Here is a 26,393-nt window from a genome sequence, read left to right as displayed (position 1 = left end):
CAACGCCTGGGTGGGAGCAGATTCATCTGCGATTGGCCGCGGGCGTATGGCCAGGCACTGCTATCGCGAATGAATTCGCTCCTACCCAAACGTCCCGCGCTAGGCGCTTACCCAGCGCTGGCGGCCCCAGCCGCTCAGCGCATCGACGCCCAGCACCAGCAGCAGCATGGCGAGGATCACCGTGGAAGCCTGGGCCTCCTGGAACAGGCTGAGGCTCAGGTAGAGCATCTGCCCCAGCCCGCCGGCGCCGACGAAGCCCAGCACGCTGGCCATGCGGATGTTGTTCTCCCAGCGGTACAGCGTGTAGGCCAGGAGCTGCGGCCAGACCCCCGGCAGGGTGCCGTAGCAGAACGCCGCGATCCGTCCGCCGCCGGCCAGGCGCACGGCTTCGGCGGGTTCGCCGGGAGTGTTTTCCAGCGCCTCGGCGAACAGCCGGCCGAGCACCCCGGCGGTGTGCAGGGCCAGCGCCAGGGTGCCGGCGTTCGGGCCAAGGCCGGCGGCCAGCACCATCAGCGCGGCCCAGACCAGTTCCGGAATCGCTCGCAGGGCATTGAGCAGCAGGCGTGCGACGCTGGTCGCCAGCAGCCCGCAGCGGCCACTGGCGGGCAGCGCCAGCAGCAGGCCGAGGCCGGCGGCGAGCAGGGTGCCGATGGCCGACATGGCCAGGGTCTCCAGGGCGCCGCGGCCGGTGGCCTGCAGGTGCGCCGGGGAGAGGTCGGGGCTGAGGAAGCCGCCGGCGTAGTCGCCCATCTGCCGCAGGCTGTCCGCGCCGAACAGCGCGCCGAGGTCGATCTCCAGCCAAATGAAGGAGGCCGCGACGGCCGCCAGCAGGCCCAGCAGGAGCAGGGCGTTGCCCGGGCGCCTCATGTCAGCCTCCCGCGCAGCAGGCGGCTCAGCTGGTCGGCCAGCAGCACCAGCAGGAAGAAGGTCAGCAGCATGCTGGCCACCTCGCCGCCGGCGAACATGCGCATCGACAGATCGATCTGCTGGCCCAGCCCGCCGGCACCGACGAAGCCCATCACCACCGAGGCGCGGATCGCGCATTCCCAGCGGTAGACGGTGTAGGAGAGCATCTCCGCCGCGGCGTTGGGCAGGATGCCGTAGAGGAAGGCGACCAGCCGCGGGCTGCCGCTGCCGAGCAGGGCGCGCGCCGGGCGCGGGTCGACCGACTCGAAGATCTCCGCGTAGACCTTGCCGAGCATGCCGGCGTAGGTGATGGCGATGGCCAGCACCCCGGCGCTCGGGCCGAGGCCCACGGCGCGCACGAAGAGCAGCGCCCAGACGATCTCCGGCACGCTGCGCAGGACGATCAAAAGGCCGCGCACCGGCCAGCGCAGCAGGGCGCCCCACCAGGCCGGCCGGCCGCCGCGGTGCAGCGCGGAGAGCGACAGGGCGCGGCTGGCGAGCAGCGCGGCGGGCAGGGCGACGAGCAGCGCCAGGCTCATGCCGGCGGTGGCGATGGCCAGGGTTTCCAGGGTCGCCCGGCCGAGCAGGTCGAGAAACTCGCGGCCGTGTTCCGGGGGCCAGAAGGCGGCGACGAAATTGCCCATGGTCGCGGCGCTGTCGCCGTGCAGCAGCACGCCCAGGTCCAGCTCGCTGAGCGACAGCCCCGGCCACAGCAGGGTCAGCGCCAACACAGTGAGCAGCAGGCGCGGCAGGGCGGCGGGATCGCGGGGGACGGCGAGGGTCAGCATCGGGGAATGTGCAGTACGTGGGGCGCAGCCGGCGGCATGGCCGGCTGTTGCAGCTGTTCGTTGGCGTAGAGCGCGTCCAGCTCGGCCCGGGTCAGGGCGGCGGCCGGGCGGTCGAAGACCAGGCGTCCGGCGCGCACGCCGAGGATGCGCGGGAAGTGCGCCAGCGCCAGGTCCACCGCATGCAGGCTGGCGAGCAGGGTGATGCCGCGGCGCCCGGCTTCCTCGCTCAAGACGCCCAGGGTGTGGCCGGCGAGCACCGGGTCCATGGCCGAAACCGGCTCGTCGGCGAGGATCAGCTCCGGCTCCTGGTAGAGCACGCGGGCGATGCCGACCCGCTGCAGCTGGCCGCCGGAAAGCTGGTCGCAGTGCTCGAACAGCTTCTCGGCCAGGTCCAGGCGCGCCAGGGCGGCGGCCGCCCCGGCAGTGTCCAGCGGATGCAGCAGGTTGAGCAGGCTGCGGCCCAGGGACCAGCGGCCGAGCTTGCCGGCCAGCACTGCGGTGACCACCCGCTGGCGCGGCGGCAGGGGCGGCGCCTGGTGGATCAGGCCGATGCGCGCGCGCAGCCGCTGGCGGGCCGCGGCGGACAGGCGCCAGGGATCGGCGCCGAGCACCTCGATGCGGCCGGCGCTGGGCTGCTGGGCGGTGGCGAGCAGGCGCAGCAGGCTGGTCTTACCGGCCCCGGACGGCCCGATGATCGCCACCCGTTCGCCGGGGGCGATTTGCAGCTCGATATCGCTCAGCGCAACCTGGCCGTTGGCGTGGGTCAGGCCCACGCCGGACAGGTTCAGGGTCACTTCAGCAGGCCGGCGGCGCGCGCCGCTTCCTCGATGCCCTGGTAGTTTTCCGGCTTGGTCTCGATGAAGCGGCTGGCTGCCTGCAGGTCGAGGATCGCCTTGTGCTCCGGCTTGGCCGGGTCGAGGGCGAGGAAGGCCTTCTTGATCTTCGCGGTCAGCTCGGGATCCAGGGTGCCGCGCACCGTCCAGTTGTAGTCGTAGTAGGTCGGCGTGGTGGCGAACACCTTGACCTTGGCGGTATCGACCTTGCCGGCGGTGACCAGCTTGTCCCATACCGAGGCGTTGAGCACGCCGGCGTCGACCTTGCCGGACTGCACCCAGGCGACGGTGGCGTCGTGGGCGCCGGAATAGGCCACGCGGCTGAAGAACTCCTCGGGCTTGATGCCGTCCTTGAGCATGAAGTAGCGCGGCATCAGGCTGCCGGAGGTGGAGGACACCGAGCCGAAGGCGAAGGTCTTGCCCTTGAGGTCCTGTAGGGATTTCACGTTGGCGTCGGCGCTGATGAACTTGCTGGTGAACTTCTCGTCCTGCTCGCGCTGCACCAGTGGAATGGCGTTGCCGGTCTTCAGGCGGGTCTGCACGAAGGTGAAGCCGCCCAGCCAGGCCAGGTCCACACGGTCGGCGGCCAGCGCCTCGACCACCGCGGCATAGTCGGCTACCGGCACGAACTTCACCGGCATGCCCAGCTCTTTTTCCAGGTAGGCGCCGAGCGGCTTGAACTTGCGCAGCAGCTCGGTGGGCGCCTCGTCGGGAATCGCCGAGACATTGAGCACGTCGGCAGCCTGGGAGAAAACGCTGGACAGGGACAGGGCAAAGCCGGCGGCGAGCGCCAGGGTACGCTTGAGCATGGGGTTCTCCGGTTCAATAGCGGAAAAAAGGCGGGCGGATTATAGAGGAAGCGCGCCGGCTGCGAAGGGGGCGTGATAGCGAATCGGAGGCGAGCGAGAGCCTTGTAGGGCGGGTGAAACCCGCCAGGCGTGGCAGAGGCCTGCACCGGAATTGGCGGGTTTCACCCGCCCTACGGAGCCCGACTGTGCGCGTAGGGTGGATGGCCACCCCGTGGAAAACTCGCGCAGCGATTTTCCACCCGAAGATGCCCGGGCGTCTGGCCGGGTCTCATGGGGCTATTATCCGGCCGATTATGACAGCAGGATCGTCGCCCAGACCGCGGCGATCAGCACCAGGGCCAGCAGCTGGGCGGCGCTGCCCATGTCCTTGGCCCGCTTGGAGAGGGGGTGCAGCTCCAGCGAGATGCGGTCGACGGTGGCTTCGATGGCCGAGTTGAGCAGCTCGATGATCGGCGCCAGCAGCACCACGGCGATCAGCAGGGCGCGTTCGATCCGGCTCACGTCGAGCAGGCAGGCGACGGGGATCAGCAGCAGATTCAGCATCACCAGCTGGCGGAAGGCAGCCTCGCCGACGAAGGCCGCCTTGAGGCCGGCGAGCGAATAGCTGGTGGCATTGAGGATCCGGCGGAATCCTCGCTGCCCCTTGAGGGCCCGACTGTCAAGCAGATTGGATGGCATGGGGATGTCTCTGTGGCGAATGGGGGAGCGCTGCACGGCCGTTGCGATGGACGATGGTACTCAGAATGGGGTGAAAAAAGCGTAGTTCCAGGGGGGCCGTCATCAATTGTTTCAATTCGGAAAACGATGGCTGGTTATAGTCTTCGGACTTCGACCCAAGGAGCCGACCCATGCAGATCGCCGCCAACCTTTCCCTGCTGTTCAGCGAAAAACCACTGATCGAGCGCATCGTCGCCGCTGCCGCGGCAGGCTTCGACGGCGTGGAGATCCAGTTTCCCTACGAGGTTCCGGCCATCCGCCTCAAGGAGGAACTGGAGCGCGCCGGGCTGCCGCTGGCGCTGATCAACCTGCCGGCCGCCGATTTTCTGCAGGGCGGCCCCGGACTGGCGGCGGTACCGCAGCGCCAGGCCGAATTCGATGCCGCGCTGCAGCTGGCGCTGAGTTATGCCGCGATGGTTCGGCCGGACTGCGTCAACGTCCTGCCGGGCCGGCTCGCCGAGGGCGTGACCCGGGAGCAGGCGCTGGCGACCCTTGAGGCCAACCTGGCCAGGGCCGCCGAGGCCTTCGCGGTGCTGGGGATCAGCGTGGTCTGCGAGGCGATCAACCCGCTGGACATGCCGGGCTTTCTGATCAGCGACGCCGAACAGCTGGACGCGCTGCTGCGCCGCGTGGATCACCCCAACTGCCTGGCGCAGCTGGACTTCTACCACATGGCCCGCCAGGGGCTGGATCTTCCGGCCTGCATCGCGCGCCTGGCCGGGCGCATCGGCCACGTGCAGTTCGCCGATTGTCCGGGACGGGGCGAGCCGGGCAGCGGCGGGGTGGATTTCGCCGCGGCGCTGGCGGCCTTGCGGGCGAGTGGCTATCGGGGCTGGCTCGGCGCCGAATACCGTCCGGCCGGCGCGACCCGCGACAGCCTGGGCTGGCTGGCGCGCTGGCGGGCCGGCGATTATCGGTAAGGCGCGGAGGGCGTAGGCCTGGGCGCGGGGCGACAGGCGCCCCGCTGGAGAGAGGCTATTCGATCGGCAGTGCAAGTCCCGTCATGTCCAGGATCGGGAGAGCCAGCCGCTCGCTCCAGCCCCGTTCCGCCTCCCGGGTCTTGGGCAGCACCGGCAGCTTCAGGCCGGCGATCGAATTCCGGCTGCGAAACTCGCTGGGGCTGAGGCCGTAGTGCTGCCGGAAGGCGCGGGTGAAATAGGACGGGTCCTTGAAGCCGCTGGCATAGGCGATGCTGGAAACCGGCATCTGGCTGTTCAGCAGCAGGTCATGGGCATGTTCCATGCGCTTGCTCTGGACGAACTCGAGAAAGCCGACCCCATAGACGTCCTTGAATGCGCGGCTGAAGCGGATCGGCGTCATGTTGCAGAGGTCGGCCATGGACTTCTGGTCGAGCGGCTCGTGGAAATGCTGCTGGATGTGCTGCATGACCCGCTCCAGCGGCTGCTGCTTCTGCGCCCTGGCGGTCAGGCGCACGCTTTCCGGCAACTCCTGGGAGCGCTCCAGGGGGCGCTTCTGCCGGCCGCTCGGCGGGTTGCGGCGCAGCTCGCAGAGCTGGCGCAGGGCCCGCAGGTAGCGCTGGCGCTCCGCGTTGGCCAGCGGCAGCACCAGATAGTCCCAGGCGCCGGAGCGGAAGGCCCAGATCGCCAGCTCCTCGGAGTGCTGCACGGTCAGCATGGTGACGGGAATGGACGGTGCCTGCCGCTTGATCGCCAGCAGCCGGTTCAGGCCGAGGGCATCGGGGCTGTCGTATTGCAGGCAGATCATGTCGGGGCGCAGTCGCAGGTCCAGTCCGGTCAGGCTGACACCCGGCGCCCTGCTGATCCGGCAGCTGTCGGCGAACTGTCCGGGGATATCGTCGCTGGAGTCTTCCTGCGTGAGGTCGAACCACAGCAGGTGAGGGATGGGAGAGCAGGCATTCATCATGAAAATCGCCCGGTACGTCCTTTTCTGTCTTGATGGTAGCCAATGGCTATTGTGGGCGGGATTATTTCCTTATAAGCATGCTTTTTTAAGGGAATAAGTCCTGTTTCCATGAAATGGGTCGCGTTCGAAGACAAAAGCGAAGAAAGGCGTTCGGCAATCGGCGGGCGGCTTTATAGCGAAATGCTTGGCAATTTGCCATGAGCGGATAGTGGCAAATTGCGCCATTGGTCGGCGCGGGCCGCGACGGTAGCGCGCTGCCGGGCCTGTTGCCGCAGGCGCCGGATCGGGCCGGCCAAGGCTGCCACCTCTCCGTTGCGTCTTCCGCGGCGCCCGGTCGCCGCCCCTGTGCCGGGGCGGGCGCCGGCGTGCCGATTCAGGAGCGGCGCTCGATCCGCGCCGGGGTGCGGCGCATCAGGATCTCCCCGTGGCGGATGGAGACCAGCGCATGGCCCTGGCTGCGCAGCAGCTCGTAGTCGCTGGCCGCCGAGAGGATCAGCAGGTTGGCCGGCCGCCCGACCTCCAGGCCATAGCGCTCGCCCAGCTGCAGGGTCCTGGCGCTGTGCCCGGTGACCAGGTCGAGGGCGCGCTGCAGGTCGGCATAGCCGAGCATGTGGCAGATGTGCAGGCCGGCTTCGAGGATGCGCAGGATGTTGCCGTTGCCCAGCGGGTACCAGGGGTCGACGATGGAGTCCTGGCCGAAGCAGACGTTCAGCCCGGCGCGGTCCAGTTCGGCGACCCGGGTCAGGCCGCGGCGCTTGGGATAGGTGTCGAAGCGCCCCTGCAGGTGGATGCTCTCGGTGGGGCAGGAGACGAAGTTGATCCGCGACAGCTTGAGCAGGCGGAACAGCTTGGAGCAGTAGGCGTTGTCCCAGGAGCCCATGGCCGTGGTGTGGCTGGCGGTGACCCGCTCGCCCATCTCGCGCACCCGCGCCTCCTCGGCGAGCACCTCGAGAAAGCGCGACTGCGGGTCGTCGGTCTCGTCGCAGTGCACGTCGACCAGGCAGCCGGTGCGCTCGGCCAGGTCCATGAGAAATTTGATCGAGCTGACCCCCTGTTCGCGGGTGTTCTCGAAGTGCGGGATGCCGCCGACCACGTCGGCGCCCAGCGCGATGGCCTCGGCCATCAGTTCGCGGCCGCCCGGGTAGGACTCGATGCCTTCCTGCGGGAAGGCGACGATCTGCAGGTCGATCAGCCGGCGGGTTTCCTCGCGCACCTCGAGCATCGCCTTGAGCGCGGCGAGCGTCGGGTCGGTGACGTCGACGTGGGTGCGCACGTGCTGGATGCCATGCTCGACCAGCATGTCGATGGCCTTCTTCGCCCGGGTCTTGGTGTCCTCGTGGGTGACCAGCGCCTTGCGCTCGGCCCAGAGCTCGATGCCCTCGAACAGGGTGCCGCTCATGTTCCAGGCCGGCTCGCCGGCGGTGAGGGTGGCGTCCAGGTGGATATGCGGCTCGACGAAGGGCGGCACCACCAGGTTGCCGGTGGCGTCCAGCTCGTCGCCGCCGGCGTCGGCGGGCGCCGGCTGGGCGACGATCGCGGCGATGCGCGCGCCGTCCAGTTCGATGCGGTGGAGGCCTTCGCGGCCGCGCAGGCGGGCGTTGACGATCTTCATCTGATTTTGCGCGAGAAACCCCGTGCTTTTAGTGCGGGGAGGGATAGCGCGGCGCTCGTAGAGCGCCCCTGTCTCTCGCTTCTCCTTTGGGCGGCGGCTATCTTCACATTGATTGAGTCAAAGTGTGACGTATGGCTAGCCGTTCGTACAAATACCGCTTTTACCCGACGTCCGAGCAGGTGGAACTTCTGGCTCGGACGTTCGGCTGCGTGCGGTTTGTCTACAACGCGGTGCTGCGCTGGAGAACCGATGCGTTCTTTCAGCGGCAGGAGAAGGTGGGCTACGTGCAGGCGAGTGCCCGGCTGACGGCGATCAAGAAGCAGCCGGAGCTGGCCTTCCTTAACGAAGTCTCCTGCGTACCGCTGCAGCAATGCCTTCGCCACCAGCAGGCGGCCTTCAAGAACTTCTTCGAGGGGCGAGCCCGCTATCCATCCTTCAAGAGCAAGAAGCACCGGCAGTCGGCAGAGTTCTCCCGCTCGGCGTTCCGCTACCGGGGCGGGAGACTGTTCCTGGCCAAGTGCGATGCGCCGCTGGACATCCGCTGGAGTCGTCCGCTTCCGAGCGAGCCCTCCACGGTCACGATTTCCCGGGACTCCGCAGGGCGGTACTTCGTGTCCTGCCTGTGCGAGTTCGAGCCCGAAACCCTTCCGGTCGTGCCGAAGACCCTCGGTATCGACCTGGGGCTGAAAGACCTGTTCGTCACCAGCGAGGGCGAACGATTCGGCAATCCCCGCCACACCGCGAAATACGCCTCCCGTCTGGCCCTGGCCCAACGCCGGCTGAGCAAGAGGCAGCTCGGCTCGAAGAACCGCGCCAAGGCTCGACGGAAAGTGGCCCGTATTCACGCCAAGATTTCCGATTGCCGGATGGACAGATTCCACAAGCTGTCCCGCAGGCTGATCAACGAGAACCAAGTCGTCTGTATCGAGTCCCTCGCCGTGAAGAACATGCTGCGCAATCCGAAGTTGAGCAAAGCCATCGCCGATGCAGGCTGGAGCGAATTCGTTCGCCAGCTGGAATACAAGGGCGGGTGGGCCGGTCGGCAGATCGTCCAGATCGACCGCTGGTACCCCAGCTCGAAGCGTTGCTCCTGCTGCGGGCATATCCTCGGGCGCCTGCCCCTGGAGGTCCGCAGTTGGACCTGCCCGGAATGCGCAACCGAACACGATCGCGATGTGAATGCGGCGATCAACATTAAAGCCGCCGGGCTGGCGGTGTTAGCCCTTGGAGAGAACGTAAGCGGCATGGGTCAAGTATCCGTGTCCTGTCCTCGGTGAATTGGGAGTCCCCTTCTTTTAGGGAGGGGAGCAGTCAAGGCGAAGCTTCCTTCTGCTTGTGCGGAGATGGCCGCCGGTCCGGCGGGCCGGACCATTCAAGCAGCTGGCAGCGGATCTGGCGAGGGGCGGGCTGGAGGTGCGGCCCCGCCGTGGGGGCGGGGGGCCGGGGAGAGGCGATCAGCCGATGCTGATCGGCGGCAGCTGGGTCAGTTCGACGCTCTGCTGGCGGCGCGGGGCGAGGATTTCCGCTTCGCCGTCGACCACCAGTTCGTCGTGCTGGTTGTAGACGCGGGTGGCGATGCGCACGCGGAACTTCGGCAGCTTCTCGAGGATTTCCAGGCGCACGGTGAGGGTGTCGCCAAGCTTCACCGCGCGGGTGAACTGCATGGTCTGGCCGAGGTAGATGGTGCCCGGGCCGGGCATGGTGCAGGCCACCGCGGCGCTGATCAGCGCGCCGCTGAACATGCCGTGGGCGATGCGCTCCTTGTACGGGCTGCGGGCGGCGAACTCGGCATCCAGGTGTACCGGGTTGTGGTCGCCGGAGAGGGCGGCGAACAGCTGGATGTCCTTTTCCTCCACGGTCTTGCTGTAGCTGGCTTGCTGGCCGACCTCGAGATCGCCATAGGGGACGTTGGTAACCTGGCTCATGCAGTTTCCTTGGTGTTCTGTCTATAAGGGGAAAAGGAATCCCCATCGGGGCGATGGGAGAGGGGGAGATTCGGATTCGTTGCGAAAAGTCCGCATTGTAGTGCCGGGCGCCGTGGTTTTCACGGAAAGGAAGGCCGATTCGCACAGGCTTGAACTTCGCGCACCGAGCGCGCCCGTCTGGCGGGGGCAAGCCCGCGGCGTGCGAGCCTTCCGGGCGCCGGGCCTGCCTGCTACTCTCGGGCCGCCTGCCTGCCAGCGGACAACAAGAATTCAACCTGTGCCGATGCATGAAGTGGAGTGGCATTGCATGACCGAGACCCCCTGGAAGGACCATCACCCCGCCGGCCTCGTCCGCGACATCGATCCCGACCTGTACCCCAACATTCCCGCCGTGCTGAAGGCCTCCTGCCAGCGCTTCGCCGACCGGCCGGCGTTCAGCAACCTCGGCCATACCCTCAGCTATGGCGAGCTGTACGCGCTGTCCGGCGCCTTCGCCGCCTTCCTGCAAGGGCTCGAGGGCCTGCAGCCGGGCGACCGCATCGCCGTGCAGCTGCCCAACCTTCTGCAGTACCCGGTGGTGGTGTTCGGCGCCCTGCGCGCCGGGCTGATCGTGGTCAACACCAACCCGCTGTACACCGCCCGGGAGATGCTCCAGCAGTTCGAGGATTCCGGGGCCAAGGCCCTGGTCTGCTTGGCCAACAAGGCCCATCTGGCCGAGGAGGTGCTGCCGCGCAGCGGCATCCGGCACGTGGTGGTCACCGAGGTCGGCGACCTGCTGCCGCCGCTCAGGCGCGTGCTGGTCAACGGCGTGGTGCGCTACGTCAAGCGCATGGTTCCGGCCTACCACCTGCCGCAGGCGCTGAAGTTCAGCGCCGCCCTGGCCGCAGGCCGCGGCCGGACGCTGCAGGAGGTCGAGGCGGCGCCCGGCGATGTCGCCGTGCTGCAGTACACCGGCGGCACCACCGGCACGCCCAAGGGCGCCATGCTCACCCACCGCAACCTGGTGGCCAACATGCTGCAGTGCCGGGCGCTGGTCGCCGGCGTCCTCGGCGAGGGCTGCGAGACCCTGGTCGCGCCGCTGCCGCTCTATCACATCTACGCCTTCACCCTGCACTGCATGGCGATGATGCTCCTCGGCAACCACAACCTGCTGATCAGCGATCCGCGCGACCTGCCGGGCATGGTCCGCGAGCTGTCGAAGTGGAAGTTCAGCGGCTTCGTCGGCCTCAACACCCTGTTCGCCGCGCTGTGCCACGACGAGGGCTTCCGCCGCCTGGACTTCTCCGCGCTGAAGCTGACCCTGTCCGGCGGCATGGCCCTGCAGCAGGCCGTCGCCGACTGCTGGAAGGCCACCACCGGCTGCGAGATCCTCGAAGGCTATGGCCTCACCGAAACCAGCCCGGTGGTGACCGGCAACCCCTGCGGGCACATCCGCCCCGGCACCATCGGCCTGCCGCTGGCCTCGACCCTCTGCCAGGTGCGCGACGATGAGGGCAACGAGCTGCCGCCCGGCAGCCGTGGCGAGCTCTGGGTGAAGGGCCCGCAGGTGATGAAGGGCTACTGGCAGAACCCCGAGGCCACCGCCGCGGTGCTCGACGCCGACGGCTGGCTGCGCACCGGCGACATCGCGCTGATCGAGCCCGACGGCTACCTGCGCATCGTCGACCGCAAGAAGGACATGATTCTGGTGTCCGGCTTCAACGTCTATCCGAACGAGCTGGAGGAGGTCCTCGCCAGCCTGCCGGGGGTGTTGCAGTGCGCCGTCATCGGCGTGCCCGACGAGCGCACCGGCGAGGCCATCAAGGTCTTCGTGGTGGTCAAGCCTGGCGCGACCCTGACCGAGGAGCAGGTGATGCGCCACATGCACGACAACCTCACTGGCTACAAGCGTCCGAAACACATCGAGTTCCGCGACCGCCTGCCGACCACCAACGTCGGCAAGATCCTGCGCCGTGAGCTGCGTGACCAGGAGCGGGCCGGCTCCTGAGCCGGTGCGGCCGCTGGCAGGCGGCAGCGCCTGCCGCCGAGCCCGCCAGCGCGGAACCTCTGCGCCTGCCGGCGGTCGATGCACAGGTTGCGCCACATACCAGTCCGGCTGTCTGGTCCAGGGAAAGACGTTCCGTTCGGGCGTTTCCTGCGCCAGCAGGATGTCTCCCCGCAATCCCACCGACAATTTCCATTCGGGAGACGCTTCATGGACAGAGTCCGGATCCTGTTCTGCACCACCGTATGCTTGGCGGGCATGACAGCCGCCGGCCTTCATTCCGCCACGGCCCGGGCGGCAGATGCGCCCGCCAGCCCCTGGGGCGCCAGTTCGTCGGGGAGCTCGTTCCGGAGCCACCCGCAGTGGTTCCCGAAAATGGCGGAGGCGGGCGTCGCCACGGTTCGGCTGTTCCCCGAGTGGCGGGCGATAGAGCCGGAGGACGGAACCTGGCAATGGGATGCCGCCGACTCGCTGGTCGGCACCGCCACCCAGAACGGTCTCAAGATCAGCGGACTCCTGCTGGGCTCCTCGCCGGGAGCGGAAACCGCCCATGCCTTCCCGATGGACGATCTGGACGACTGGTCCGAGTACGTCTCGGCGGTCGCCGGCCGTTACCGCGAGCAGATCCGCTACTGGGAAGTGTGGAACGAGGGCAACGGCTCCTTCAATGATGGCGGCAACACCACGTCAGACTATGCGAAGCTCGCCATCGCCAGCTACGAGGCGGCCAAGCGGGCCAACTCGCAGGCGCAGGTCGGTCTGACGGTCGCCAGCTTCGACCTTCCCTATCTCAACCAGGCGATCCTGGCCATGGCCAAGGCGGGCAAGCCGGACAGTTTCGACTATCTATGCGTCCACCCCTACGAGGTGGCGGATGGCATCTCCAACGACGTCGACGGCGAGATTCCTTTCCTGTGGATGAGCCATCTTCTGCGCGACATGCTGAAGGACAGCGCACCGGAGCACAGCGACGCCGAGATCTGGATCACCGAGGTGGGCCGCTGGATCGGCACGCGCAACGAGCGCACCGTCAGCGAGGCGGATGCCGCGAAGGCACTCGTCAAGATCTACACGATGTCCATCGCCCAGGGCATCGCGCGGGTCCAGTGGTTCGAGGCGCAGGCCCCGCAGGGGGAGGATCAGGGATTCGGCTTGCTGGAGCAGGACGGCACGGCCCGCGACGCCTACCAGACGCTGGCCTTACTGAAGAAAGCGCTCGGCGCGAAGCCGGCGTACCAGGGCTGGCTGACCCTGGGCGGCAATGGCCGGGGTTATGGCTTCGTCTTCCAGGGGCATAGCTATCCCGTACTGGTCGCCTGGATGCCGAAAGGGCTGACCGACAAGTCGCTCTCGTTCGCCAGCGATGTGAAGGTGATCGATCCGTCGAACGGCACGAGCAGAACGCTCAAGGCCAATCAGGCTCTGGAGTTGACCGAGGCTCCTGTCCTGGTGGCCGGCTTGCCGACCGAGCTGCGCGATCAGGCCAGGCTCAATGCCGGCAAGCGCTTTCCCTGGGGGGGCGATCATGCGGATGCCACTACGGTGAGCATCCGGCCCGGAACGGCGGATGCGGACAAGGGGGTCTTCCTGCTCGGCGAGGGCGAGCGACGCCGGTTCGATTTCGCGGACGGCTCGTCGGGCGTCGAGATGGAGGGCGATATCGAGCATCCGGCGAACTTCTACGTCCATCCCTCGTTCGCCTCGCCGCAGACCCGGGACTACTACATCCGCGTCGCGGTCCGCCGCCTGGGCTCGGGCAATGTCGGCATGAACCTGCTCTACGAGGTCGCCGACAGTCAGGGGCGCACGCCCTACGTGAACCGGGGGAAATGGTTCGGTGCCTCGCAGGACAGCGGCTGGCAGACATACACCTGGCATGTCAGCGATGCGTCCTTCTCGAAGATGTGGGGCTACGACTTCAGCATCCGGCCGGAACAGTCGGTCCCCTTCGTCCTGGGCAAGGTCGAGGTCAGCACCCAGCCATTCAAATAGCGCAATGGCCTTGGGTGCTGGAGCCGGACATTCCTTGTCCGGCATTCCGCCAGGGATGGGGCGGGTTACAGCCCCTGCTGGTACAGATGCCCGAAGCAGAAGTTGGTCGCCTCGACGAAGCCCTCGGCGCTGCCGCAGTCGAAGCGCCGGCCCTTGAAGCGGTAGGCCAGCACGCAGCCGCTCTGGGCCTGTTTCATCAGCGCGTCGGTGATCTGGATTTCGCCGCCCTTGCCCGGCTCGGTATCGGCGATCAGCTCGAAGATGTCCGGGGTCAGGATGTAGCGGCCGATGATCGCCAGGTTCGACGGCGCGTCCTCCGGCTTGGGTTTCTCGACCATGGAGGTGACCCGGTAGATGTCGTCGCGGATCATCTCGCCGGCGATCACCCCGTACTTGTTGGTCTGGTCGCGCGGCACTTCCTGGATGGCGACGATCGAGCAGCGGAACTGGCGATACAGCTTGACCATCTGCGCCAGCACCCCGTCGTCCCCGAGGTTCAGGCACAGGTCATCGGCCAGGACCACCGCGAAGGGCTCGTCGCCGATCAGCGGCCGGCCAGTGAGGATGGCGTGACCCAGGCCCTTCATTTCCACCTGGCGGATGTAGGAGAAGGTGCACTGGTCGATCAGTTCGCGCGTGCCGGCCAGATACTTCTCCTTGTCGGTGCCGCGGATCTGATGCTCCAGCTCGTAGCTGATGTCGAAATGGTCCTCCAGCGCGCGCTTGCCGCGGCCGGTGACGATGGCCATGTGCTGCAGCCCGGCATCGCGCGCCTCCTCGACGCCGTACTGGATCAGCGGCTTGTTGACGATGGGCAGCATCTCCTTGGGCATCGCCTTGGTGGCCGGGAGAAAACGGGTGCCGTAGCCGGCAGCGGGGAACAGGCATTTGCGGATCATGGACGTCCTTGCAAGTGGATCAGGTGTTATTGAAGGTTCTGGCTCTGGAAGCGAGAGCCCTGTGGGTGGAAGTACGGGCCGCTGGCCCGCAGGATGAAACGGGCTGTCGCCTTACTCCGCATAGCCTTGCGGATTCTTCGACTGCCAGTGCCAGGTGTCGCGCATCATGGCCTGCAGGCCGCGTTCGGCCCTCCAGCCCAGTTCGCGGGCGGCCTTGGCCGGGTCGGCCCAGCATTCGGCGATATCGCCGGGACGGCGGGGGGCGATGCGGTAGGGAACCGGCTGGCCGGAAGCCTCCTCGAAGGCCCGCACCATCTCCAGCACGCTGTAGCCACAACCGGTGCCGAGGTTCCAGACGTGCACGGCATGTTGCCGTACGAGGGCATTCAGCGCCTTGAGATGCCCCTTGGCCAGATCGACCACATGGATGTAGTCGCGCACGCCGGTGCCGTCGCGGGTCGGGTAGTCGTCGCCGAATACCGACAACGCCTTCAGCTTGCCGATGGCCACCTGGCTGATATAGGGCAGCAGGTTGTTGGGCACGCCGTTGGGGTCTTCGCCGATCAGCCCGCTTTCGTGAGCTCCCACCGGGTTGAAATAGCGCAGCAGGGCGATGCTCCAGCGCGGATCGGAGGCGGCCAGGTCGTGCAGGATCTGCTCGACGATCAGCTTCGAGCGGCCATAGGGATTGGTCGGCGTACCGGTCGGAAAGTCTTCGCGGATCGGCATCTGCGCCGGTTCGCCGTACACCGTGGCGGAGGAGCTGAATACCAGGCGGAACACTTCGGCGCGGGCCATGGCCTGGCACAGCGCGAGGCTGCCGGCCACGTTGTGCTCGTAGTATTCCAGCGGCTTTTGCACGCTCTCGCCCACGGCCTTGAGACCGGCAAAATGCAGCACTGCGGATATGCGGTGCTGATGAAAAAGCCCGTCCAGCAGATCGCGGTCGCGAATGTCGCCCTCGACGAACAAGGGGCGTTTGCCGCAAATGGCCTCGAGCTGCCGCAGAGAGCTGGGCGAGCTGTTGCAAAGATTGTCCAGCACCACCATCTCGAAACCGCTCTCGAGCAGCGCAAGGGTGGTGTGCGAGCCGATATAGCCGGCTCCACCGGTTACCAGAATTTTCTCGGTCACAGGAGTTCCCTCTCCAGATCCAGAGCACAGGCCCTTACGCTGGGCTGTGCGCGGACGGTCCAGTGTTGAGTGTGTGATGAGGCGTCGCTGATGAAGTGCGGCAGGCCTGGAAGCCGGGCCGCGAGAGGTAATGGTCAGGGAGAGCTGGAGGCCTGTTTTTCCTTCGCCTCTGTCAGCCCTTGCCGGACAATCGCTTCGTTTGGCCTGGAGGTGTCCTCGAAAACCTTGCGGAACATCGGAATCAGCAGACTCCCGCCACGTTCGCTCAGGTGGTCGTCGTCGAAGTAGATGGGCTGACCCCCTACATCACCCCGGCAACGGCTATCGCTGCATAGATAGGGAATGGGGTCGAGTATCTTCACGCCGCAGCGTTCGGCCGCCATATCCTGGGTTTCGAAGACGAAGGCATTGCGCTGCCGGTACTCTTTCAGAGAGATCGAAACCTCGGCTGGCCGGCCCAGCATCAGCGCACGCCCCATGGTCTTGGGGACGTCGATCTTCAGTTCCGGTGTCGGACGCACCATATAGACGGGCCGGGTTTTGGCGAACTCGCAGGCTGCTTCTATCATTCCATCGCGCATGGCCTGAAAGAACTCCCGCGTGCGGGATTGTTCGGGTGAGCCAATGTAAAAAAGCGGCACTTTGGCTTCGTCCGTTCGATCGGGCTCGTTCGGGCCGCTGATGTAAGCGGCGGACCGATTGATGATTAGCATGGGAACGTCACCCGGCAGGCTTTTCTGCTTGTTCACCGCCTGAGTCAGGAACTCGTCACAGCGATAGTCGCGTTCCCCGGCTTTCTTTATGCCCAGAATCGTTGGGCAACTGGCCAGCGTCCAATCCAGAACATTCAGCGCCCGATCGGGGAGTGCCTTTTCGACCGAGCGGATCATGGCTCCGGCATGACTGTCGCCGATCACGATGACCCCCAGCTTGTCGCCGCCATAAGTGCACTCGGGGACAGGGAGGCTGAAGGCGAGGCATTCCTTTATTCGGGGATTCTTGTTTTCAGCCTCGTTGAACACCGCGCTGATCTGGGCGGGCAGGCGTCCAGGGATGCCTTGCTGCAAGCGAACCAGCAGGCTTGGAAGCGCCACGACGCAAATGGCCGCCAGCAAGGCTCCTGCACCCGCCCACTGCGGCATGCGGGTCAGCGTGGTGCGGGCCGGCGTTTCGACCAGCCGATAGGACAGCCAGCCGCATACCAGGGTCAGCGCCAATCCCAGGATGATGGCGCCCGCATGATCCTGCAGATGCAGATAGGACAGTGCGACGGCGAATGGCCAGTGCCACAGGTACAGCGAATAGGAGCAGTCGCCCAGCCATTGGGCGATCCGGCTGCCGGTCCAGGGCGAGCCCTGGCGAGCGGCGATCAGCACCAGCAGGGTGCCCGTGACTGGAACCAGGGCTCGCCAGCCTGGCCAGTTGCTGCTGGCATCGAACAGCAGGATGGCGGCGATGATCAGGCTGAAGCCGCCCGTTTCGAGGGCGATTTGTGTCCGCGCAGAAAGCCGTAGCGGATTGGCGAGCAGATAGACCAGGCCGCCGGCCAGCATTTCCCAGGCCCGTGTCGGCAACAGATAGAAGGCGAACGTCGGCTCGACGGGCGAAACGAGGACGGAAAGCAACAGGGACAGCAGCAGACCCAGGGCGAGCGTCGCGGTTAGAGGCACTCGACCGGGACGAATCCTCCAGATCGCAATCAGAACCAGCGGGAGGATCAGATAGAACTGCCACTCGACCGACAGCGACCAGGTATGCAGCAGCAGTTTCTCGTGGGATGCCGCGTCGAAGTAGCCCACCTCACGCCAGAGTTTAATGTTCGAGAAGAAGCCGAGCGCGCTGATGATGTGTGTGCCGAGCTCCTTGTACTCGAGATCGGACAGGAAAAACCATCCTGCAATCATCAGGACGCTGGCCAGAAAAAGCAGGGCCGGGATGATTCGCCTGGCGCGCGACAGGTAGAAACCGACCAGGGAAAATGCCGGGCGGGCTCCTCCCTGTTTTGCGGATGTTTCCAGGCCGCTTACGATGATTCCAGTCATTAGAAAGCCGGAGATGACGAAGAAAACGTCAACGCCGATGAATCCGCCGGAGAATTCTGTGATCCCGAAGTGATAGAGGATCACCGCCAGTACGGCCCAGGCGCGCAGACCGTTTATGTCTTCTCTGAAACTCTTGCCCGTGATGGTCATGTGATGGTCGCTTGCTACGAAAATTGTAGGAATGCCGTAAGGTTGTCCTCTGCCTGCCGAGGAGGAGCGTGCATCAGCGCTACGCTGTGGATGCCTGTGGCTGGCATTGAAGTTTTCCTATCGCTTCCAGCAGTCGCATGGCGGATGTTCTCCAGTTGTAGCGCCCAGTATTTGCACGGCCCTTTTCCCGGAGTGTTCTGGCCAGCTCCGGTGTTGAAATGAGCAGGCCTATCTTTTCGGCGATGTCGTTGACGTCGTATGGCGAGCAATACAGGGCCGAGTCTCCACAGACCTCCGGAAGGCTTGCCGCATCCGATACGATGACCGGGCAGCCACAGGCCTGCGCTTCCAGGGGGGAATGCCGAAGCCTTCGTAGAAGGACGGAAATACAAAGGCGTCGGCCCCGCTGTACAGGTTGGCCAGCTCGTCGTCGGAAACCCTGCCGAGCAGTCTTATTCGGGGGTTCGATTCGATTTTTCTGGCCAGCTCGGAGTCCGCAAAGATCTTGTTCATCGCTCCGGCAATGTAGAGCTTGTGGGTGTCCTGCCTGAGCAGGCCGAATGCCTCGACAAGACCGTGAAAGTTCTTCTGCCGGCTTATCGAGGAAACCGCCAGTATGTAGCGCTCGCTGGCGGGTGCCGGCGTTTCCCGAAATGCGCTGGAAACAGCGTTGGGGACGACGGAAACCTTTTCGGGACGGAGCTGGTAGGCCGTGCAGATTTCGCTTTTGGAGAATTCGCTGACGGTCAGGACTTTCAGTGAGGTTTTCATCATCCAGGGTATGGCCAGTCGATAGGCCGTGCGGAATTGCCAGGAAAAGTTTTCCGGGAATTTCTCGAAGGCTATGTCGTGCAGCGTCGATACCTTGTTCCGGTACAGAAGCGGAGCGGTGTTCGCCAGGTTTATCAGCAATGGCGAATTCCGGGTTTTCAGGAATGCCGGAAGGTCGATCTGCTCCCAGGCGTGTCCGGTACGGCTGCCGATCACTTCGACGCCCAGGGCTCTGGCAGTTTCCTGATGCAGAATGTTCTGCGGGGCCACGAATTTGATGGATGGCATTAGCTCGACCAGTTGCCTGCTGATCTCCAATGCATAACGCTGCACGCCGGTTATGGGCTGCGTCAGGAAGCGGGCGTTTACATATACCAATCTGAAGGTCCTTTCTTGATCGGTTCGGGAAAAGCCGAATGATTGCTTTCGATGCTCATGTGTTACAGGGCAAGGTTTCTCTCGGGCGATGGCCTTGCTTTGAGGATGCGCTTGCCGATGTCCTGCCCGGTCGCCTCTATGTATTTATATGTAAAGGTCGAGCAGAGGATGACTGCCGCCAGGACGGCGAACACGAGGAGGTTGTTCAGGACGAGGTTTCCAAAGTCCAGATAGCGTGCATCGCCCACCATGTAGGAAAACTCTTTTCCGAGGAGTTTCTGCAGGACGATGGAGAATGCTATGACGCAGAAAATAACGGCAATATGGGTCATGTAGATGGAGTAGGACAGTTTGCCCAGCGTGGTCAGAAGCGGAGTTCTCAGCAGGTCGGATATTCTTCCCTGCTCGAAGGCGAAGATGACCGTGATGCAGCAGAACACCAGGCTGGTCAGGATCGATTTGTGGTCGATGTCCGCCGTGACGAGCCAGCAGGCAGCGACCAGCAGGAGCGGTTCGAGCGCCATTGTCAGTGCCCTGCCCGGTGGGGCGTTGTTCTTGACGAAAACGAAGACCAGATAGGCGAGGGCGCCTGCGAAGAAGCTGGACAATCCCCGCATGGCCGCTTCGGTGAAGATTTCGCTGCCCGCATACAGGGCGAGAAACATCGATGCGGAGATAATTGTCCAGGCAATGTATCTCGGCCTTGTTCCACAGAGCGTCAGGGCGGCAAAGAATAAGTACATGTAGTATTCGATGCTTATGCTCCAGGAGGGGTAGTTGAAGGACAGCTTGTTCGTTGCATCGGTCCAGGCCTGGACGAGCAGGAGGTTGGGCAGGATTTCCGAGACGGCCCTGTTCTCCGTGAATGGGGCCTCGCCGAAAGAGACCCCATTGCGGTAGGCAAGCAGTTTTGCCAGCTCCAGGAGGATGAAGACCAGCAGCATCGCTATATGCAGAGGGAATATCCTGAAGGTTCTCGAGATGAGGAACTTCTTGAGGTCGATATTGTGCTTCGTGCCATATCTGTGTGCCAGGACAAAGCCACTGAGCACGAAAAAGAAGTCGACGAAAAGTTCCGCGTTACGAAAGAAGACAAGTTCCGTGAGACTTTGCGGAACGTGCAGGTGATAGAGGACAACGGACAGGGCGCACAGGCCTCTGAAGCTGTCCAGCACATGAAATCTTTCCGTGTGAAGCATGGTTGGGTTTTGCCTGATGAGGTTGGAGTGGCCCAAAGCAAAATGATCGACGACCGTGCCGAATGAATGGCGCGAAATCAGCGCCACTCTTCCGGACAGTCGACTTTCCAGTCGGCGAATGCCGACTCCAGGGGGTACTGGTACGGATAGCCGTGCTCTACCAGGAAGCCGGGGAGAATGTTGTTCGAGCGCACCAGCTTGCGAATCCGCACCGGGCTGAACGGGTGCCTGATGCCGAGCGGCCGGGCGATCAGTTCGATGCCGTAGGCCGCGCTCAGCAGCAGCGGGTAGGGAATGGCCGGTACCTTGCGGCGGACGCCGGCCACCTTGCAGACGGCCTCCACGTATTCCTGGATCGACGGGCCGGGGTTCATCGACATGTTGAACAGCGTGAAATGCTCGCCCCGCTCTTTCTGGCGCTGCAGGGCCCACCACATGGCCGCGCACAGCTCCTTCACATAGGTGCCGGCCTTGCGGGTGTCGCGGTTGCCCATATAGAAGAAGTAGCGCTTGAGCACCGCCTTGATCAGGCGCGAGACATTGCCACCCTCGCCCGGGCCGAAGACCACGCCGGGACGGACGATGACCAGATGACGCTGCGCCTGGTCGGCGGCCAGCCAGGCCTGGTGGATCTTCTCCGCGGCCAGCTTGGAGCCGCCGTAGGCGGTCACCGGAACCGGCAGGGAACGCTCGTCCTTCTGCTGCTCGCTCGGGCCATAGGGCGAAATGGAGCTGGTGAAGACGAGGTCGCGGCAGCCCACGCGCTCGGCCCAGGCGCAGACGTGCTCGGCGCCGAGCAGGTTGGTCTCGTAGTACTCGAAATCCTCGTGACCCGGCTCGCGGTGCACCGCGGCGAAGTTGGCGATCAGGGCAACCGGCTCCTCGGGCTGCCAGGCGATTTCCTGACGGACATCGCCCTTGACCTCGACGATCCCCGCCTCTTCGCGGACCAGCCGGGTGCGATAGGGGAAGGGCTTGCCGGCCACCTGTTCCTTGTCGAACAGGTAGACCTTTGCAAAATCGCCGGTGGCGAGCAGTTGTTTAGCGAAGAAGACGCCAATGAAGCCGGAGCCTCCGAAAATGACAGCGCAGCTCATCCGATAAATTCCTCAAGCATGAAGGGAGTCTTGCGACTCGGGTTCCGTGGTCGATGGCCGTTCAGGCCCCGAAAGTCGGGAGGTCAGATCCGCCCGTACACATCCTCGAAGCGCACGATGTCGTCCTCGCCCAGGTAGGAGCCGGACTGCACCTCGATCAGCTCCAGGGGGATGACGCCGGGGTTTTCCAGGGCGTGGATCTGGCCGACGGGGATGTAGGTGGACTGGTTCTCCGCCACCAGGTAGGTGTTTTCGCCGTTGGTGACCTTCGCCGTGCCGCTGACCACGATCCAGTGCTCGGCGCGGTGGTGGTGCATCTGTACCGAGAGCTTGGCGCCGGGCTGCACGGTGATGCGCTTGACCTGGTAGCGCTGGCCGTTGTCGATGGAGTCGTAGACGCCCCAGGGCCGGTACACCTCGCGGTGGTTGAGGTGCTCCTGGCGCCCGGACTCCCTGATCCTTTCGACGATCTTCTTCACGTCCTGGACCCGGTCCTTGTGCGCCACCAGCAGGGCGTCCTTGGTTTCGACGATCACCAGGTCCTCGACCCCCAGGGTGGCGACCAGGCGGCTGTCGGCGTGCACGTAGGTGTTGCGGCTGTCCTGGATGAGCACGTCGCCGCGGAACACGTTGCCCTCGGCATCCTTGGCGCTGACTTCCCAGAGCGCCGACCAGGAGCCGATGTCGCTCCAGCCGGCGTCCAGCGGCACCATGGCCGCATCGGCGGTCTTCTCCATCACCGCATAGTCGATGGAGTCTTCCGGGCAGGCGGCGAAGGCTCCGGGATCGACCCGAACGAAGCACGGATCCTGCGGGGCGACGTCCAGCGCCGCGCGGCAGGCCGCCAGGATGTCCGGACGGAAGCGTTCCAGCTCTTCGAGGTAGCGGCTGGCGCGGAACAGGAACATGCCGCTGTTCCAGAAGTAGTCGCCGCAGATCAGGTAGCTGTGGGCGGTGGCCGGGTCGGGCTTTTCGACGAAGCGGCCGACCGCGAAGCCGCCCGCCTCCAGCGCCGCGCCGCGCTCGATATAGCCGTAGCCGGTCTCCGGATGGGTGGGGACGATGCCGAAGGTCACCAGCCGGCCCGCTTCGGCCAGCGGCAGGGCGGTGCGGATGCTGGCATGGAAGGCTTCCACGTCCTGGATCAGGTGATCGGCGGCCAGCACCAAGAGGATCGGGTCGTCCGCCTGGCCAAGGGCCTGAAGCGCCGCCAGGGCGATCGCCGGGGCGGTGTTGCGGCCGACCGGCTCGAGCAGGAGGGGCGCCTGTTCCAGGCCGAGCCGGCGCAACTGTTCGACGACGAGAAAACGGTGCTGCTCGTTGCAGATCAGGCAGGGTGCGGCCACCTGCAGGCCCTGCAGACGCAGGAGGGTGGCCTGCAGCATGGACAGCTGGGCGTCGGCCAGGGCGAGGAACTGCTTGGGGTTGAGCTGGCGGGACAGCGGCCACAGGCGCGAGCCTGAGCCCCCGGCCATGATGACGGGAAAAAGCATGGAGAACACATCCTGTATTCGGCAGTCAGCGGACTGACTGTGCAAGGCTGAAAAATGGAGTTGGTTTAGCGAGCGGGGCTATCGATAAAGTCAGGGCAGGTGCGTGAAGCTGAAGGAAGGCCAATAGCGGGGTTTGTTGTTTTGGGAGCGGATGAATCCGCTCCTATACCAGGCTCAGATCCTTCAGGCGGCTGTTCTGGGAGTCCTGAGTGGTGGTCTGGAAGTACTCCTGGCGAAAGATGAAGTTCTTGATCCGTTGCTTGAAAACGCTCTTGTCGAAGGTGGCGGCATGTTCATGCAGGAGCGCCGGGGCGAATTTGTATTCGCCGTTTTCCAGCTGCTGCACGGCCTGCACCAGGGCCTCCACGCTCTGCTCCTTGAACAGGATGCCGGTCTTGCCGTGGATGACCGTCTCCAGCGCACCACCCTTGCCGTAGGCGATGACCGGAGCGCCCGCCGCCATGGCCTCGACGGGAACGATCCCGAAGTCTTCCATCCCCGGGAAGACCAGGCCCCGGCAGCGTTGCAGCAGGTCCTTGATGACCGGGAAAGGCTGGCGTCCCATCAGTCTCACATTGGGCTGGGCCTGGGCCTTGAGCTTGTCGAAGAGTTCGCCCTCGCCAATCACGATCAGCGGCAGGCCGAGCCTGTTGAAGGCCTCGACGGCCAGGTCCGCACGCTTGTAGGCGACCAGTTGCCCAAGGCACAGGTAGAAGTCGCCACGCTGGGCGTCAGGGCTGAAGTCGGAGGTATTGACCGGCGGGTAAATGACCTCGGCCTCGCGGTGGTAGAACTTCTTGATGCGCGAGGCGACGAATTCCGAGTTGGCGATGAAGTGGTCCACGCGATCTGCCGAAAGCCTGTCCCAGGCCCGCAGCCAATGGGCGATCCACGGAAAGAGCATGCGAACGATCCGCCCGGCGCCAGCTTGATACTCATGGTACATGTCCCACACATAACGCATGGGCGAGTGGCAATAGCAGATGTGCAGGGCGTCCGGACGGGTGATGACGCCCTTGGCCGGACCGGACTCGCTGCTGAGCACCAGGTCGTACTCGCTGAGATCAAGTTGCTCCAAAGCAAGCGGCATCAAGGGCAAGTACTTCTGGTAGTGCTTTCTGGCGCCTGGCAGGCGCGAGATGAAGGACGTGTGGATCTGTCCCCGGAAGTTTGCAGGAAGTGACTGGCGTACCATCTTTTCATTGCAGACATGGATGAAGAGGTCTGCTTCCGGGAACAGTTCGACAAGCGCAGAGCAAACGGCCTCGCCGCCACGATTGCTGAGCCACCAGTAGTGGACAATTGCGACTTTCATGGGGATTTCCTTATTGAGTGAACAGGGGGTGATAAATATCGATCGGTTGTAAAGATTGATGTTTGTGCAGCGCTTTTCTTCAAGTGTTTGAAGGCGCTCTGGAACGAGCGGGGCTGTTTTTATTTTGTCAGGGCGCGCGACGGCAGGCTGAACAGGATGCGTCCAAGATGACAGTTCAGCAGGGAGTAAATCTGGATGCACAACACTGCATTCAGCGCGACAAGTGCCGGTGGCGCAAAGAGGACAAAGGCTTCCGCGAAAAGTACAGGAAGTTGCAAGGGTGAAATAAGCTGGGCGGCAATATTGATGATGAAAAAGCTGAGCAGGTAAATGGACAGCGTATGGCGACCCAGCGTGCACAACAGCTTCAGCTGGTAACGCCGCGCCAGCAGCGTGAAGAAGTCGATGGCGGCGATTACCAGACAGGCGGCGAGCACAAGATTGGCGCCGGGCAGGCCCATCGCATCGTAGTGGCGGCCAAGTGCCAATAGCCCTATGGCGCTCACGCAGGCCAGCGAGAAACGCATCCCGTTGAACTGGCTGGCAAGCCGTTCGACATAGGCTTTGCCGTAGCATCCGGCGGCGAAGAATATGGCGTTGCCGGCAAGGCTCAGCAGGTTCCAGTGTTGCGTCGGAATGACTTGCTTATAGAAGACGGCCAGCAGGGCGATGAGCGCGAACGTCAGCCCGATATGGCGACTGCCGAGCTTGCAGACCACGAAGTAGATGACCAGGGCATAGAGATACCAAATGGGAGTATCCCCGACGAGGGCGTGCCGGACGATGTCATCGAGCCCCAGTGGAAAGGGAACATTGCCGGGAACCAGGGCCGGATCGAAGTTCGCTATCAAAAAGGCGCGAAAGCCCAGTTCAATCGACATCCACAGCAGATAGATCCACAGAAAGGTGGCGATACGTGGCTGAAAGACATCGCGCCAGTTGCGATTGAAGACGGCCGAGTGCGCCAGAAAGCCGGAAATAAGAAAGAACAGCGGCATACGCAGCCAGCCCAGTCCGACAACAAGCGTTTTCCACGCCTGAAAGCTGATTGTGTCGGACAGGGGGGAGTTCAGAAAGATATAAACGACCGTGTGGTAGAGCACTACCAATATCAGGCATGCGCCTTTGGCAGCATCCAGCCACTCGATGCGTGCCGAGGGGGGACTGGAAGTCACTATTTATTCCTGCGAAGTATTTTTCGTTGCCTGGGCGGGGGCCATGAAAATGCAATTGGCTGATCGGCAGCCTCTCACGAAAGCGGCCCTAGCTCAGGGCTTTCGCCATGAGCTGAGCCGACATGCACCAGCTCTGGACCTTGCCCGGAGTGCTCGGCCGCTCGTTGGGCGAAACTGCCAAGATCTGCACCAGTGCCCTGGCGATTTCTTCGGCATTCGGAGCCACTACCTGGCCCTGGCCGGCAGCGGCTTCCTTCAGCTCGGGCACATTGGAGACGATCACCGGCGTGCCCACGGCGCGGGCCTCGAGAACCGGCATGCCGAAGCCTTCGTACAGGGAGGGCATGACCAGCACGTCGGCCAGGGCGAACACGCCCGGCATCAGTTCGTCCGGTACATAGCCCGGCAGAACGATGTCGTTTGCCGGATTTTCGGCGATCCGGCGCGCCAGCTCCCGGTTCTGCCAGCCGCGGGCGCCGACCAGCACCAGCTTGTGGCCGGCCAGTCTGCCGTGCTGCTTGAGCTGCACGAAGGCGTCCACCAGCGCACCGATATTCTTGCGCGGCTCCAGCGTCGATACCGCCAGCACGTAGGGCGGCTCGATGCCCAGCGGCGCCAGGGCGATCTGCGCCGCCTGGCGTTCGGCTGCGTCCAGCGGCCGGAACTCCGCCCGGACGCCCGGGCGTACGATGCCGTCCGCCGACCTGCCGGCCCAGCGCAGCAGGCGATTCGAAGTGCCCTGGGAATTCGCCAGGATGGCATCGGCGCTGCGCACGTCGCGGTCGAACCAGACCATGTGCGACAAGCGGGTCGCCCATTCCATGGTTTCCGGCACGAGGCGGTGATTGAGGTCGTGCACGGTCGCCACCACGCGGCGGGCGACTCGCCGCCCCGGATGAATGGTCCGGCCGGCCCAGAACACGTCCAGCCGGTCCCGGCGCGCCATTTCGGCTCCGCGGGTTTTCAGCCAGAGGAATGAGGGCAGCTTGCGGGCGAGCGGCGAAGGCTCGCGGCGCACTATCCAGCGCGCGGCGGGCAGGGCGATCTGTTCGGGGGCAAGGCGCGTGTAGACGAAGAACTGTACGTCCGGCAACAGGCGATCCAGTTCACGACACAGGTTGAACACATACTGGCCAACCCCGGAGAGCGGCGTGCGCAGGGCATCGCCATCGATCCCCACTCTGCTCAGGGGCAGCGATCGACGCGATGCTGTGGCGGCGGACATGTTTCCGCCAGCGGTCAGACGCTGATGCAATTTGCTTGTCCTTCGTGTGTTGTGGGCGAAACCCG

The 26,393-nt window shown here is 64.6% G+C and carries 21 protein-coding genes and 1 pseudogene; 4 read left to right on the top strand and 18 right to left on the bottom strand.

Going from position 1 to position 26,393, the window contains the following annotated elements:
* Window positions 1-99: 99 nt before the first annotated feature.
* The 5 genes from phnE to ACG10_RS12070 form a co-directional block, all read right to left on the bottom strand.
* Entirely contained in the window at window positions 100-867 is a 768-nt protein-coding gene (phnE, locus tag ACG10_RS12090) for a phosphonate ABC transporter, permease protein PhnE (RefSeq protein WP_089168407.1), read from the bottom strand.
* Window positions 864-1,694, bottom strand: a complete 831-nt coding sequence (locus ACG10_RS12085; protein WP_089168406.1) for a PhnE/PtxC family ABC transporter permease — start codon at window positions 1,692-1,694, stop codon at window positions 864-866. Before ACG10_RS12085 ends, phnE begins: the two co-directional genes overlap by 4 nt.
* The gene (locus ACG10_RS12080) at window positions 1,688-2,488 is read right to left on the bottom strand and encodes a phosphonate ABC transporter ATP-binding protein (protein WP_089168405.1); all 801 of its coding nucleotides are present in this window, start codon (window positions 2,486-2,488) and stop codon (window positions 1,688-1,690) included. The genes ACG10_RS12085 and ACG10_RS12080 overlap by 7 nt, the downstream gene beginning before the upstream one ends.
* Window positions 2,485-3,336: a putative selenate ABC transporter substrate-binding protein gene (locus tag ACG10_RS12075; RefSeq protein WP_089168404.1), complete on the bottom strand. Its 852-nt coding sequence runs from the start codon at window positions 3,334-3,336 to the stop codon at window positions 2,485-2,487. The genes ACG10_RS12080 and ACG10_RS12075 overlap by 4 nt, the downstream gene beginning before the upstream one ends.
* Window positions 3,337-3,627: 291 nt before the next feature.
* Complete coding sequence (locus ACG10_RS12070) at window positions 3,628-4,014, bottom strand: diacylglycerol kinase (protein WP_039803636.1); 387 nt, start codon at window positions 4,012-4,014, stop codon at window positions 3,628-3,630.
* A 170-nt stretch (window positions 4,015-4,184) separates the two neighbouring features.
* On the opposite strand from ACG10_RS12070, the gene ACG10_RS12065 reads away from it, so the two are divergent.
* Window positions 4,185-4,973, top strand: coding sequence for a hydroxypyruvate isomerase family protein (locus ACG10_RS12065; RefSeq protein WP_089168403.1), 789 nt, complete (start codon window positions 4,185-4,187; stop codon window positions 4,971-4,973).
* A gap of 55 nt (window positions 4,974-5,028) precedes the next feature.
* Here ACG10_RS12065 and ACG10_RS12060 read toward each other — a convergent pair whose 3' ends face one another.
* Window positions 5,029-5,937 (bottom strand): response regulator transcription factor, encoded by a 909-nt coding sequence (locus tag ACG10_RS12060; RefSeq protein ID WP_089168402.1) that lies wholly within the window; start codon window positions 5,935-5,937, stop codon window positions 5,029-5,031.
* A 373-nt stretch (window positions 5,938-6,310) separates the two neighbouring features.
* Entirely contained in the window at window positions 6,311-7,549 is a 1,239-nt protein-coding gene (gene codA / locus ACG10_RS12055; RefSeq protein ID WP_089168401.1) for a cytosine deaminase, read from the bottom strand.
* A gap of 131 nt (window positions 7,550-7,680) precedes the next feature.
* Here codA and ACG10_RS12050 point away from each other — a divergent pair, with 131 nt between their 5' ends.
* On the top strand, window positions 7,681-8,826 hold the full coding sequence (locus ACG10_RS12050) for an RNA-guided endonuclease InsQ/TnpB family protein (protein ID WP_089168400.1): 1,146 nt from the start codon (window positions 7,681-7,683) through the stop codon (window positions 8,824-8,826).
* Window positions 8,827-9,003: 177 nt separating this feature from the next.
* On the opposite strand, the gene ACG10_RS12045 is transcribed toward ACG10_RS12050, so the two are convergent.
* Window positions 9,004-9,474, bottom strand: a complete 471-nt coding sequence (locus ACG10_RS12045; protein ID WP_039803644.1) for a MaoC family dehydratase — start codon at window positions 9,472-9,474, stop codon at window positions 9,004-9,006.
* 307 nt (window positions 9,475-9,781) lie between these two features.
* On the opposite strand from ACG10_RS12045, the gene ACG10_RS12035 reads away from it, so the two are divergent.
* Both ACG10_RS12035 and ACG10_RS12030 read left to right on the top strand, forming a co-directional pair.
* A complete protein-coding gene (locus tag ACG10_RS12035) occupies window positions 9,782-11,461 on the top strand; it encodes a long-chain fatty acid--CoA ligase (RefSeq protein ID WP_089169870.1) in 1,680 nt (559 codons plus the stop codon).
* A gap of 255 nt (window positions 11,462-11,716) precedes the next feature.
* A complete protein-coding gene (locus ACG10_RS12030; protein WP_232487097.1) occupies window positions 11,717-13,450 on the top strand; it encodes an endo-1,4-beta-xylanase in 1,734 nt (577 codons plus the stop codon).
* Window positions 13,451-13,515: 65 nt separating this feature from the next.
* Here ACG10_RS12030 and galU read toward each other — a convergent pair whose 3' ends face one another.
* From galU to ACG10_RS11980, 10 genes and pseudogenes are all read right to left on the bottom strand, one after another.
* A complete protein-coding gene (gene galU, locus ACG10_RS12025; RefSeq protein ID WP_089168398.1) occupies window positions 13,516-14,349 on the bottom strand; it encodes a UTP--glucose-1-phosphate uridylyltransferase GalU in 834 nt (277 codons plus the stop codon).
* Between the two features lie 111 nt (window positions 14,350-14,460).
* A complete protein-coding gene (gene galE, locus ACG10_RS12020; RefSeq protein ID WP_232487096.1) occupies window positions 14,461-15,483 on the bottom strand; it encodes a UDP-glucose 4-epimerase GalE in 1,023 nt (340 codons plus the stop codon).
* 134 nt (window positions 15,484-15,617) lie between these two features.
* Window positions 15,618-17,675: an acyltransferase family protein gene (locus ACG10_RS12015; RefSeq protein ID WP_089168397.1), complete on the bottom strand. Its 2,058-nt coding sequence runs from the start codon at window positions 17,673-17,675 to the stop codon at window positions 15,618-15,620.
* A 79-nt stretch (window positions 17,676-17,754) separates the two neighbouring features.
* Window positions 17,755-18,734 (bottom strand): annotated as a pseudogene (locus ACG10_RS24980) (glycosyltransferase family 4 protein).
* Window positions 18,735-18,886: 152 nt separating this feature from the next.
* Entirely contained in the window at window positions 18,887-19,999 is a 1,113-nt protein-coding gene (locus tag ACG10_RS12005; RefSeq protein ID WP_157731442.1) for an acyltransferase family protein, read from the bottom strand.
* A gap of 101 nt (window positions 20,000-20,100) precedes the next feature.
* The gene (locus ACG10_RS12000) at window positions 20,101-21,120 is read right to left on the bottom strand and encodes an NAD-dependent epimerase/dehydratase family protein (protein WP_089168395.1); all 1,020 of its coding nucleotides are present in this window, start codon (window positions 21,118-21,120) and stop codon (window positions 20,101-20,103) included.
* 83 nt (window positions 21,121-21,203) lie between these two features.
* Window positions 21,204-22,613 (bottom strand): mannose-1-phosphate guanylyltransferase/mannose-6-phosphate isomerase, encoded by a 1,410-nt coding sequence (locus ACG10_RS11995; RefSeq protein ID WP_089168394.1) that lies wholly within the window; start codon window positions 22,611-22,613, stop codon window positions 21,204-21,206.
* A 163-nt stretch (window positions 22,614-22,776) separates the two neighbouring features.
* Window positions 22,777-23,928 carry a glycosyltransferase gene (locus ACG10_RS11990; RefSeq protein ID WP_089168393.1) on the bottom strand — a complete coding sequence of 384 codons (1,152 nt, stop codon included), beginning with the start codon at window positions 23,926-23,928 and terminating at the stop codon, window positions 22,777-22,779.
* A gap of 119 nt (window positions 23,929-24,047) precedes the next feature.
* A complete protein-coding gene (locus ACG10_RS11985) occupies window positions 24,048-25,103 on the bottom strand; it encodes an acyltransferase family protein (protein ID WP_157731441.1) in 1,056 nt (351 codons plus the stop codon).
* An 88-nt stretch (window positions 25,104-25,191) separates the two neighbouring features.
* Window positions 25,192-26,328, bottom strand: coding sequence for a glycosyltransferase family 4 protein (locus ACG10_RS11980; RefSeq protein WP_089168391.1), 1,137 nt, complete (start codon window positions 26,326-26,328; stop codon window positions 25,192-25,194).
* Window positions 26,329-26,393 lie beyond the last annotated feature (65 nt).

This window comes from Azotobacter chroococcum, assembly GCF_002220155.1.
GTDB lineage: Bacteria > Pseudomonadota > Gammaproteobacteria > Pseudomonadales > Pseudomonadaceae > Azotobacter > Azotobacter chroococcum.
The sequence above is the reverse complement of the archived record's forward strand: the minus strand, read 5'-3'. Positions and strand labels throughout refer to the sequence as shown.

Bases quoted from the DNA above. Each gene is read 5' to 3' on its own strand.
- ACG10_RS12075 (WP_089168404.1), bottom strand. From the start codon at position 3,336: ATGCTCAAGCGTACCCTGGCGCTCGCCGCCGGCTTTGCCCTGTCCCTG.
- codA (WP_089168401.1), bottom strand. From the start codon at position 7,549: ATGAAGATCGTCAACGCCCGCCTGCGCGGCCGCGAAGGCCTCCACCGC.
- ACG10_RS12035 (WP_089169870.1), top strand. From the start codon at position 9,782: ATGACCGAGACCCCCTGGAAGGACCATCACCCCGCCGGCCTCGTCCGC.
- ACG10_RS11990 (WP_089168393.1), bottom strand. From the start codon at position 23,928: ATGAAAGTCGCAATTGTCCACTACTGGTGGCTCAGCAATCGTGGCGGC.
- ACG10_RS12050 (WP_089168400.1), top strand. From the start codon at position 7,681: ATGGCTAGCCGTTCGTACAAATACCGCTTTTACCCGACGTCCGAGCAG.
- ACG10_RS11995 (WP_089168394.1), bottom strand. From the start codon at position 22,613: ATGCTTTTTCCCGTCATCATGGCCGGGGGCTCAGGCTCGCGCCTGTGG.
- ACG10_RS12070 (WP_039803636.1), bottom strand. From the start codon at position 4,014: ATGCCATCCAATCTGCTTGACAGTCGGGCCCTCAAGGGGCAGCGAGGA.
- ACG10_RS12000 (WP_089168395.1), bottom strand. From the start codon at position 21,120: ATGAGCTGCGCTGTCATTTTCGGAGGCTCCGGCTTCATTGGCGTCTTC.
- phnE (WP_089168407.1), bottom strand. From the start codon at position 867: ATGAGGCGCCCGGGCAACGCCCTGCTCCTGCTGGGCCTGCTGGCGGCC.
- galU (WP_089168398.1), bottom strand. From the start codon at position 14,349: ATGATCCGCAAATGCCTGTTCCCCGCTGCCGGCTACGGCACCCGTTTT.
- ACG10_RS12060 (WP_089168402.1), bottom strand. From the start codon at position 5,937: ATGATGAATGCCTGCTCTCCCATCCCTCACCTGCTGTGGTTCGACCTC.
- ACG10_RS12045 (WP_039803644.1), bottom strand. From the start codon at position 9,474: ATGAGCCAGGTTACCAACGTCCCCTATGGCGATCTCGAGGTCGGCCAG.
- ACG10_RS12065 (WP_089168403.1), top strand. From the start codon at position 4,185: ATGCAGATCGCCGCCAACCTTTCCCTGCTGTTCAGCGAAAAACCACTG.
- ACG10_RS12030 (WP_232487097.1), top strand. From the start codon at position 11,717: ATGACAGCCGCCGGCCTTCATTCCGCCACGGCCCGGGCGGCAGATGCG.
- ACG10_RS11980 (WP_089168391.1), bottom strand. From the start codon at position 26,328: ATGTCCGCCGCCACAGCATCGCGTCGATCGCTGCCCCTGAGCAGAGTG.
- ACG10_RS12015 (WP_089168397.1), bottom strand. From the start codon at position 17,675: ATGACCATCACGGGCAAGAGTTTCAGAGAAGACATAAACGGTCTGCGC.
- ACG10_RS12085 (WP_089168406.1), bottom strand. From the start codon at position 1,694: ATGCTGACCCTCGCCGTCCCCCGCGATCCCGCCGCCCTGCCGCGCCTG.